Annotated in this window: 8 protein-coding genes; 4 read left to right on the top strand and 4 right to left on the bottom strand. The window is 68.6% G+C overall.

Features of this window, described 5'->3' with window-relative positions; all coding sequences use genetic code 11:
- From L995_RS25280 to L995_RS25270, 3 genes are all read right to left on the bottom strand, one after another.
- On the bottom strand, positions 1-889 hold an 889-nt coding region (locus L995_RS25280), incomplete at its 3' end, for an MlaD family protein (protein ID WP_047474097.1).
- Positions 890-1,102: 213 nt separating this feature from the next.
- Positions 1,103-1,906, bottom strand: coding sequence for an ABC transporter ATP-binding protein (locus tag L995_RS25275; protein ID WP_012202305.1), 804 nt, complete (start codon positions 1,904-1,906; stop codon positions 1,103-1,105).
- Positions 1,906-3,036, bottom strand: coding sequence for an MlaE family ABC transporter permease (locus tag L995_RS25270; protein ID WP_016448537.1), 1,131 nt, complete (start codon positions 3,034-3,036; stop codon positions 1,906-1,908). The genes L995_RS25275 and L995_RS25270 overlap by 1 nt, the downstream gene beginning before the upstream one ends.
- A gap of 326 nt (positions 3,037-3,362) precedes the next feature.
- Between L995_RS25270 and L995_RS25265 the strand changes: the two genes are divergently transcribed.
- Positions 3,363-5,090: a GMC family oxidoreductase gene (locus tag L995_RS25265; protein WP_047474096.1), complete on the top strand. Its 1,728-nt coding sequence runs from the start codon at positions 3,363-3,365 to the stop codon at positions 5,088-5,090.
- Here the strand turns inward: L995_RS25265 and L995_RS25260 are convergent.
- Entirely contained in the window at positions 5,087-6,010 is a 924-nt protein-coding gene (locus L995_RS25260; protein ID WP_047474095.1) for a LysR family transcriptional regulator, read from the bottom strand. The genes L995_RS25265 and L995_RS25260 overlap by 4 nt on opposite strands.
- A 99-nt stretch (positions 6,011-6,109) precedes the next feature.
- Here L995_RS25260 and L995_RS25255 point away from each other — a divergent pair, with 99 nt between their 5' ends.
- From L995_RS25255 to L995_RS25245, 3 genes are all read left to right on the top strand, one after another.
- Complete coding sequence (locus L995_RS25255; RefSeq protein WP_231574526.1) at positions 6,110-7,138, top strand: zinc-dependent alcohol dehydrogenase family protein; 1,029 nt, start codon at positions 6,110-6,112, stop codon at positions 7,136-7,138.
- Between the two features lie 297 nt (positions 7,139-7,435).
- Positions 7,436-8,194 carry a sulfite exporter TauE/SafE family protein gene (locus L995_RS25250; protein WP_047474093.1) on the top strand — a complete coding sequence of 253 codons (759 nt, stop codon included), beginning with the start codon at positions 7,436-7,438 and terminating at the stop codon, positions 8,192-8,194.
- A gap of 243 nt (positions 8,195-8,437) precedes the next feature.
- The coding region (locus tag L995_RS25245; RefSeq protein ID WP_047474092.1) for an ABC transporter substrate-binding protein at positions 8,438-8,876 on the top strand (439 nt) is incomplete at its 3' end.

Genomic DNA, 8,876 nt, shown 5'->3' with positions numbered 1-8,876 from the left:
CCGCGTCGGCCTGCGGGTTGTCGCTGAAGCGGCTGGCCGCCGTGCCCATCTGGCGCGCGGCGCGCGAGACATCATCGGCCGCTCGGTTGGCGTGCGGCACCGTGCTGCGGCCCAGCGAATCGGCCATGCGGGTCAGTGCGCGCGTGCTCTGGGCGATCTGCTCCAGCGGCCCGTCCTGCGCGTTCACGCGGCGCACGGTCTGCTGCAGCTCGGACGCCACGGCGGCGGCTCCGTTGCTGGCCTTCTCCAGCGACTGCAGGGTGTTGTGGGCGTCGGCGGCGAGCTGCGGCACCTGGGTGGACAGCGTGCGGTCCAGGTTCTGCGTGAGCTGCTGCACGCCTGCGGCAGCGGCCGCAATGTTCTCCAGCGCCTGGCTCACGCGCTTTTGGTTGTCGGTGTCCAGCATGTCGCTGAGGCGGCGCGAGATTTCATCGGCGCGCTCCAGCAGCACCTGCCCCTGGTCGGCCAGCATGCTCAGCGGCGAAGAGCGCAGCGGCAGGCGCGGCAGGCCGCTGGGGCCCGGGGGCAGTTGGGGCTGGGGCTGGTCCGCATCATCGAGCTGCACATGGGCCAGGCCCGTGACGCCCTGGTAGCCCAGCACGGCGAACGTGGTGGGCGTGATGGGCGTGTTCACACCGATGGCGATGCGGATCAGCACATTGCCATTGGTCTGCGGATCGAACCCGATCCGCGTGACCTTGCCCACGGCCACGCCCTTGTAGCGCACGGCAGCCTGGGCCTGCAGGCCGCTGATGCCGTCCTTGGTGGACAGCTCGTACTCGTTGTACTGCCGCGTATCGCGCGTCAGCCAGATCGCCAGCCCCGCCAGCAGGGCCGCCACGACCAGCACGAAAATGCCGGCCGCCATGGCATGTGATTTGTTTTCCATATCAATGGTCCATAACGTTGAGCCCAGCAAAACAAGGCATGGGGCCACAGCCCCCAGGGCCAGCACTCAGAGCGCGGCCTTCAAAACCGGCGCACCCCAAGGCAAGGGACACCGAGCAAGGGCCGCCCCGCCGCGAGGGTGTCGCCGGGTGCCCGTACGCCCCCCCCCGCAAAGCGAGAGGGGGGAAGGCGCGAAGCGACTCAGGGGGGCTTCTCATACCGTGCTCATCGCGCGCCTGCCGCGCTCGCCCTGGAAGAAATGCTCGATGAACGGATGCTTGAACTCGGCCACCTCGCGCGGCGGGCCGCTGACCAGCACCTTCTTCTCGGCCAGCACGGCCACGCGCGAGGACAGTGCGAACAGCGTGTCCAGGTCGTGCGTGACCATGATGACGGTCAGGCCCAGCTCGGCACGCAGCTCGCGCAGCAGTTCGCAGAATTCGTCGGAGCTGGTGGGGTCCAGGCCGGCCGTGGGCTCGTCGAGCAGCAGCAGGGGCGGGTCCATGATCAGCGCCCGCGCCAGCGCCACGCGCTTGATCATGCCGCCCGAGAGATCGGCCGGCATGCGCGAGGCATGCTCGGGCTTGAGGCCCACCATCTGCAGCTTGACCAGGGCCGCGTCGCGCACCAGATCGTCGGGCAGCGTGCCCTGCTCGCGCAGCGCGAAGGCCACGTTGTCCAGCACGCTGAAGGCCGAGTACAGCGCCCCGTGCTGGAACAGCATGCCCACGCGGCTGGCAGCGCCCTCGCGGCCCATTTCGCTGGCCGGGCGGCCCAGCACTTCGACGCGGCCCTTGGTGGGCTCCAGCAGCCCCAGCATCTGGCGCAGCAGCACGGTCTTGCCCGTGCCCGAGCCGCCGACGATGGACAGCATCTCGCCGCGCTGCACATCCAGGTCCAGGTCCTGGTGCACGGCAAAGGCGTTTTCGCCTTCGCCGAACACGCTCCACAGCCCGGCGATGCGCACGATGGGCTCGTCGGCTGCGGGCGTGGAGGAGGTTTCGGTGTCCATGGCCATCAGATTCCGACATCTTTGAAAAGGATTGCGAAGATCGCATCCACCACGATGACCATGGTGATGGCCGACACCACCGAGGCCGTCGTGCCCTTGCCCAGGCTCTGCGTATTGGGCTCCACGCGCAGGCCCCAGTGGCAGCCGATCAAGGCGATGAGGGCGCCGAAGACCACGGACTTGCCCATGGCGATCCAGAGGTTGCCGATCTTCACGGCGGCAGGCAGCGCCTCGGCAAAGTAGGCGCCCGTGACGCCCATGGTCAGGTCGGCTGCCAGCATGCCGCCGGCCAGCGCGGCCAGCGTGGTCCACAGCGAGACCAGCGGCATGGCAATGGCCAGCGCCAGCGCACGCGGCAGCACCAGGCGAAAGCCGTGCGGTATGCCCATGACCTGCATGGCGTCCAGCTCTTCGGTGACGCGCATCACGCCGATCTGGGCGGTGATGGCCGAGCCCGTGCGGCCCGCCACCAAGATGGCTGCCAGCAGCGGGCCCAGCTCGCGGATCAGCGAGATGCCCAGGATGTTGACGATGAAGGATTCCGCCCCGAACTGGCGCAGCTGCAGCGCCATCAGGTAGGCCAGCACCACGCCGATCAGAAAGCCCACCAGGGCCGTGATGGGCAGGGCCGTGGCGCCCATGGAGTAGAGGTGGCCGGAAATGTCGCGCCAAGGCCCCCGGTGCGGGGCACGCGCAAAGCGCACCAGGTCGATCAGCAACTGGCCGATGAGCCGCGTCAGCTGTGCGAAATGGCCACAGGCGTTGATGACCAGGCAGCCCAGGCTGTCGATGTGCTCCAGCAGGCTCAGGCGCGGGGCCGGCGGTGCAGGCTCCTTGGAAAAACGGGCCACGCGGTCGAGCATGGCGCGCTGCGCGTCGCTGGCCGCCAGGCGCGCGGGCAGGCGACGGCCCCAGTGGTTCCACAGCAGTTGCGCGCCCACGTGGTCCAGCCAGTCCAGCCCTTGCAGGTTCCAGCCCAGGTCATCGCCCTTGGCGTCGGCCAGCTGTGCACGCAGCCTGCGCCACTGCGCCCGCCGGCCCAGCTCGGCCGCGCCCCAGGAGCCGGTCAGCAACGCCCACTGGCCGTCGTTGTCGCGGCGCAGGCTGCATTGGGGGGGATTGTTGAGGGCAGACAAGTGCGGGAAGTCCTTGGGGGTTGCGAAGGCGGGGCCGAGGCGCGCGGGCAGGCACGGTGGCACGCCCGCCAAGACCGCAGGATAACCGAGCGGCGCGGCCCGCAGATTGCCCCGCAACGCCGTGTGCGCGACGGCTTTGCCCTACGCGTGCAATTTTTATCAAAAAACCAGCGGGACGGCCATCGCTGCTGCATGCGCTGCTGCGAAAAAAGGAGTCCAGCGCGCTTTCCCTCTCGACAGTGCGCATGCCGTCCGCACAATGGGCCGAAGCACCAACCCCGGCTCCCAAGGACGTTCCGGCCCGCAGCGGACGCCCGCCCATCTCCATGAGCAATACCACCTTCGACTACATCGTCATCGGCGCCGGCACGGCAGGCGCCCTCCTGGCCAACAGGCTCTCGCGCGACGGCCGCAGCCGCGTGCTGCTGATCGAGGCGGGCGCCAAGGACGACTACCACTGGATCCACATCCCCGTGGGCTACCTGTACTGCATCGGCAATCCGCGCACCGACTGGCTGTACCAGACCGAACCCGACGAAGGGCTCAACGGCCGCAGCCTGCGCTATCCGCGCGGCAAGACGCTGGGCGGCTGCTCCAGCATCAACGGCATGATCTACATGCGCGGCCAGGCCCGCGACTACGACGGCTGGGCCGAGCTGACCGGCGACGACGCCTGGCGCTGGGACCAGGTGCTGCCGGCCTTTCGCCAGCATGAAAGCCATTGGCGGCTGGACGCCGGGGGCGACGCCGATGCGCGCTTTCGTGCCCTGCACGGCGGCACGGGCACAGGCGGCAGCGGCGAATGGCGCGTGGAGCGGCAGCGCCTGCGCTGGGACATCCTGGATGCCTTTGCCGAAGCCGCCCAGCAGGCCGGCATTCCGGCCACCGAGGACTTCAACGGCGGCAGCAACCAGGGGGTGGGCTACTTCGAGGTCAACCAAAAGGGCGGCCTGCGCTGGAACACCGCCAAGGCCTTCCTGCGGCCCACCTGCTATGGCCGCCCCAACTTCGAGCTGTGGACCCATGCCCAGGTCAGCCGGCTGCTGTTCGAGCCGTTGCCCGCCGGCGGCCTGCGCTGCAGCGGCGCCCAGGTCTGGACCGGCTCGGAAATGGTCGATGTGCAGGCCAGCCAGGAGGTCCTGCTGTGCGCGGGCGCCGTGAACTCCCCGCAGATCCTGCAGCTGTCGGGCATAGGCCCGGGGGCGCTGCTGCAAGGCCACGGCATCGCCGTGCGCCACGACCTGCCCGGCGTGGGCGAGAACCTGCAGGACCATCTGCAGATCCGCTCGGTCTACAAGATCAAGGGGGCGCGCACGCTCAACACCATGGCCAATTCGCTGTGGGGCAAGGCCGGCATCGGCCTGGAGTACCTGCTGCGCCGCAGCGGCCCCATGAGCATGGCGCCCTCCCAGCTGGGCGCCTTCACGCGCAGCAGCCCCCAGCAGGCGCACCCCAATATCCAGTACCACGTGCAGCCGCTGTCGCTGGACGCCTTCGGCGAGCCGCTGCACGGTTTTCCGGCCTTCACGGCAAGCGTCTGCAACCTCAACCCCACCAGCCGGGGCACGGTACGCATCCGCAGCGGGGACTTCCGCCAGGCGCCTGCCATTGCGCCGCACTACCTGTCCACGCCCGAGGACCGGCAGGTGGCCGCCGACAGCCTGCGCGTGACGCGCCGCATCGTCGGCCAGAGCGCGCTGGCGCGCTTTGCCCCCGAGGAATGGAAGCCCGGCGTGCAATACCAGAGCGACGAGGACCTGGCCCGCCTGGCCGGCGACATTGCCACCACCATCTTCCACCCGGTGGGGACCACGCGAATGGGCCGCGCCGACGACCCCATGGCTGTGCTCGACAGCCGCCTGCGCGTGCGCGGCGTACAGGGCCTGCGCGTGATCGATGCAGGCGCCATGCCGCGCATCACCAGTGGCAACACCAACAGCCCGACGCTGATGATGGCGGAGAAGGCCGCCGGCTGGATTCTTGCGGACAGGCAGGGCCGGGGCCAGGAGCCGGCACGGCAGAGCACGGAACCGGCCGTTGCGCTGGCCGCCTAGGACTGCTCCTGCAGCAGCGGCGGAATCGCCGCCAGCAGCGCATCGATGGTCACGCGCAGCCGGTAGGGCAGAAAGCGCGTGCGCGGCCACAGCACATGCAGGGGAATGCGCGCGGCCGGCACGTCGGGCAGCAGGCGCACCAGCGCCCCGCTGTCCAGCGCACTGCGCACCCGCCACAGCGGCATGTGGGCCAGGCCCGCGCCCTGCAGCGTGGCCGTGGCGATGGTTTCTATGTCGTCAAAGCCCAGCGCCGGCTCCAGCACGGGCGCGGCCAGCGATCCATCCTCACCGGCCAGCCCCCAGGGGGCGGCGCGGCCGCTGCGCATATAGGCAATACAGCGATGCCCGGCCAGGTCGGCCACGCTGCGCGGCACGCCATGGGCCTGCAGATAGGCGGGTGATGCGCACAGCACCATGGTTTGCATGCCAAGGCGCCGCGCAACCAGCCAGTCGCTGTCAGACAGTTCCCCGCTGCGTATGGCCAGGTCAATGCCGTCATCGGCGAAGTCCAGCTGGCGGTCGGTGAAGCTGGCCTCGATGCGCAGGCGCGGATGCAGCTGCGCCAGCTCCAGCAGCAAGGGAGCCACGTGGTGGCGGCCGAAGACCACGGGTGCGCTGATGCGCAGCCGGCCCACCACTTCCCGCCGCCCGGCTTCCAGCATGTGCCGGGCGGCATCCAGGTCCTCCAGCGCCTGCGCGCAGCGCTCGTAGAACATCTGGCCGTCCTCGGTCAGCCCCAGGCTGCGCGTGGTGCGCACGAACAGCCGCGCGCCCAGGCGCTCTTCCAGCCGCGCCACGGCCTTGCCAACAGCCGAGCGCGTAAGGCCCAGGCGCTCGGCCGCCTGGGCGAAGCTGCCGGCCTCGGCCGAGGCGACGAAAGCGCTGACGCCTGCCAGCCTGTCATTTGCAATTGGTTCCATAAATTCTACAAACCATAGCCTCAATTGAATCAATGCAATTATGGAGGAATCAATAGACTGAAGTCCTGTTTGATATCTGCCTCGAAAGGACCGCCTTCCATGACCGTGCCTGCGTCTTCCCCATTCATGCAGCAATGGCAACTGCCTGCCCTGGGCCATGAAAACCTGCAGCTGGTGCAAGTCCCCATTCCCGAGCCCGGGCAGGGCCAGGTACTGGTGCGCGTGCATGCGGCATCGCTGAACTACCGCGATCTGCTGATCCTGCGCGACGGCATGGGCATGGGGCCGGCCCTGCCCCTGGTGCCCGGCTCGGACATGGCTGGCGAGGTGGTCGCCATCGGCCCGGGAGTCGCGGAGTTCGCGGTTGGCGACGCCGTGATCAGCACCTTCTTCTGCGGCTGGCAGGACGGCGTGCAGCCGCGCACCAGCCTGCCGCTGGGCTCGCCCGGGCCGGGCATGCTGTCGGAATACGTGGTGCTGGGCGAAGACAACCTGGTCGCCGCGCCCCGTCAGCTGGACTTTGCGCAGGCCAGCACCCTGACGTGCGCGGGCGCAACCGCCTGGTTCGCGCTGGCCGAGTCCGCGCCCACGCGGCCCGGCGACACCGTAGTCATCATGGGCACGGGCGGCGTGGCGCTGTTCGCCATGCAGATCGCCCATGCCCAGGGTGCGCGCGTGGTGGTGGTTTCGGGCAGCGACGACAAGCTGGCGCGGGCTGCGCAGCTGGGTGCAGACCACGGCATCCACCGCCACCGCACGCCGGACTGGGCCGCCGAGGTGCGCGCCCTCACGGGAGGACGCGGCGCCGACCATGTGCTGGAACTGGCCGGGGGGGATAACTTCGGCCGCTCGCTATCGGCCCTGGCACAGGGAGGCCGCGTGTCGGTGATCGGCAATCTGCAGGGTGACGAGCTGCGCGGCTCGGTCTATCCGCTGCTGCTGGGGCGCGCCACCGTTCAGGGCATCGGCGTGGTACACCGGCGTGCGCTGCAGGATCTGGTGCGTGCCGTGGACTGGCTGAAGCTGCAACCTGTGATCGACAGCGAATACGCGCTGGCCGATCTGCCGGCAGCCCTGGAGCATCTGGAGCGGGGTGCTTTCGGCAAGCTGGTGCTGCGCATGCGCTGAACGTCCGGCAACCGGCAATCATCGTCCCAGCCCCTTGCTGGTGCAATCCCGCACTTTCGCGGCAACTGCGGGAAATCCCCGATGCACCACCCAGGTGCGGCCATTAAAGTCCATCCACTCTCGCGGTACCACAGTGCTGCACAAGAGGGGCCGAGGAGACAACTCGTACACAACCAGATCAACATTCATAAATAGCATCCCAAGATGCATTTCCCAGAGCGCCGGCAAGTCCGGCGCTTTTTTTATGCCTGCGGCCAGCCTGATGCGGCACCGTGGCGGTGCGACAATCGCCGCCCTATGGAATGGATCATCGTCTCGCTGGCCTCGATGCTGGCTGGCTTCGTGGACGCCATCGTGGGCGGCGGAGGCCTCATCCTGCTGCCCGCGCTGTTCGCCACCTTCCCCACCGCACCACCGGCCACGCTGCTGGGCACCAACAAGAGCGCCTCGGTCTGGGGCACGGCCATGTCCACCTGGCAGTACGGCCGCAAGGTGCAGTTGCCCTGGCGCGCGATGATGCCGGCGGCCTGCGTGGGCATGGCGGGCTCTTTTGCGGGCGCCTGGGCCGTCACGCAGATCTCCCCCGATTTCCTGCGCCGGCTGCTGCCGCTGGTGCTGCTGGGCGTGCTGGTTTACACGCTGGCGCGCAAGGACATGGGCCGCCGCCACACGCCGCACTATTCGGGCCGCGCCGAGACGCTGATCGCCTGCGCCATCGGCCTGGTGATTGGCTTCTATGACGGTTTCTTCGGCCCCGGCACGGGCAGCTTCTTCGTGTTCCTGTTCGTGCGGCTGATGGGCTATGACTTCCTGAACGCATCGGCCTCGGCCAAGCTGCTGAACATGGCCACCAACCTGGCTGCGCTGGCGCTGTTCGCGCTCAAGGGCCATATCTGGTGGCACCTGGCCGTGCCCATGGCGGTGGCCAATGTGCTGGGCGCCATGCTGGGCACGCACATGGCCCTGCGCCATGGAACGGGCTTTGTGCGCGGCATTTTCATCGGCGTGGTGAGCCTGCTGATCCTCAAGACCGGCTACGACGCCTTCATCGCCTGAGCACGGGCCAGCGGCGTTCGCAACACCTGCCATCGGCGTTGGCGACGGCAACCTTCTATAATTGCCGACTTTTCGCCTTGAGCTGCGGCGGCTGGTGCATGTCGCACCCCTGCCAGCGGCCGTACCCGACCAGCCGCAAAAAACCGGCCCCGCCGTCCATGGCCCATGCACTGATGCGTGCCTTGGCGCTTTCTTCATGCTGCGGCGCCGGGGTCAGGTCTTGAGCGACAGCCCAGGAGTTCCATGAAACGCTTTACCGTCATCGCCGCCGCCGCGCTGGCCCTGTGGACCGCCGCCGGCGTTCAGGCCCGCCCCTTCGACGCCATCCAGAAGGAAGGCACGCTACGCCTGGCCACCGAGGGCTACTACGCGCCCTTCGCCCATTTCGAGGGCAAGCAGCTGACCGGCTTCGAAGTCGAGCTGGCCCAGATGATGGCCGCCAAGATGGGCGTGAAGTACGAGTGGAAGACCATCAGCTTCGACGCCCTGCTGACCGGCCTGCAGCAGGACCGCTGGGATCTGGTGATTTCCTCGCACGGCATCACGCCCGAGCGCGAGAAGGCCGTGACCTTCACCCAGCCCCATTACTGCTCTGGCCCCATCGTGATGTCGCTGGACCCGGCCATCCGCTCGGGCAAGGACCTGGCGGGCAAGACGGTGTCGGTGCAGACCGGCAACGCGG

The sequence above is a fragment of the Delftia sp. ZNC0008 genome, assembly GCF_000799035.1.
Classification (GTDB): Bacteria; Pseudomonadota; Gammaproteobacteria; order Burkholderiales; family Burkholderiaceae_C; genus Comamonas; species Comamonas tsuruhatensis.
This window is presented reverse-complemented; position numbering and strand designations above follow the sequence as displayed.

Excerpts from the sequence above, each read along its gene's own strand:
- L995_RS25275 (WP_012202305.1), bottom strand. The coding sequence starts at position 1,906 with ATGGCCATGGACACCGAAACCTCCTCCACGCCCGCAGCCGACGAGCCC.
- L995_RS25255 (WP_231574526.1), top strand. The coding sequence starts at position 6,110 with ATGACCGTGCCTGCGTCTTCCCCATTCATGCAGCAATGGCAACTGCCT.
- L995_RS25260 (WP_047474095.1), bottom strand. The coding sequence starts at position 6,010 with ATGGAACCAATTGCAAATGACAGGCTGGCAGGCGTCAGCGCTTTCGTC.
- L995_RS25265 (WP_047474096.1), top strand. The coding sequence starts at position 3,363 with ATGAGCAATACCACCTTCGACTACATCGTCATCGGCGCCGGCACGGCA.
- L995_RS25250 (WP_047474093.1), top strand. The coding sequence starts at position 7,436 with ATGGAATGGATCATCGTCTCGCTGGCCTCGATGCTGGCTGGCTTCGTG.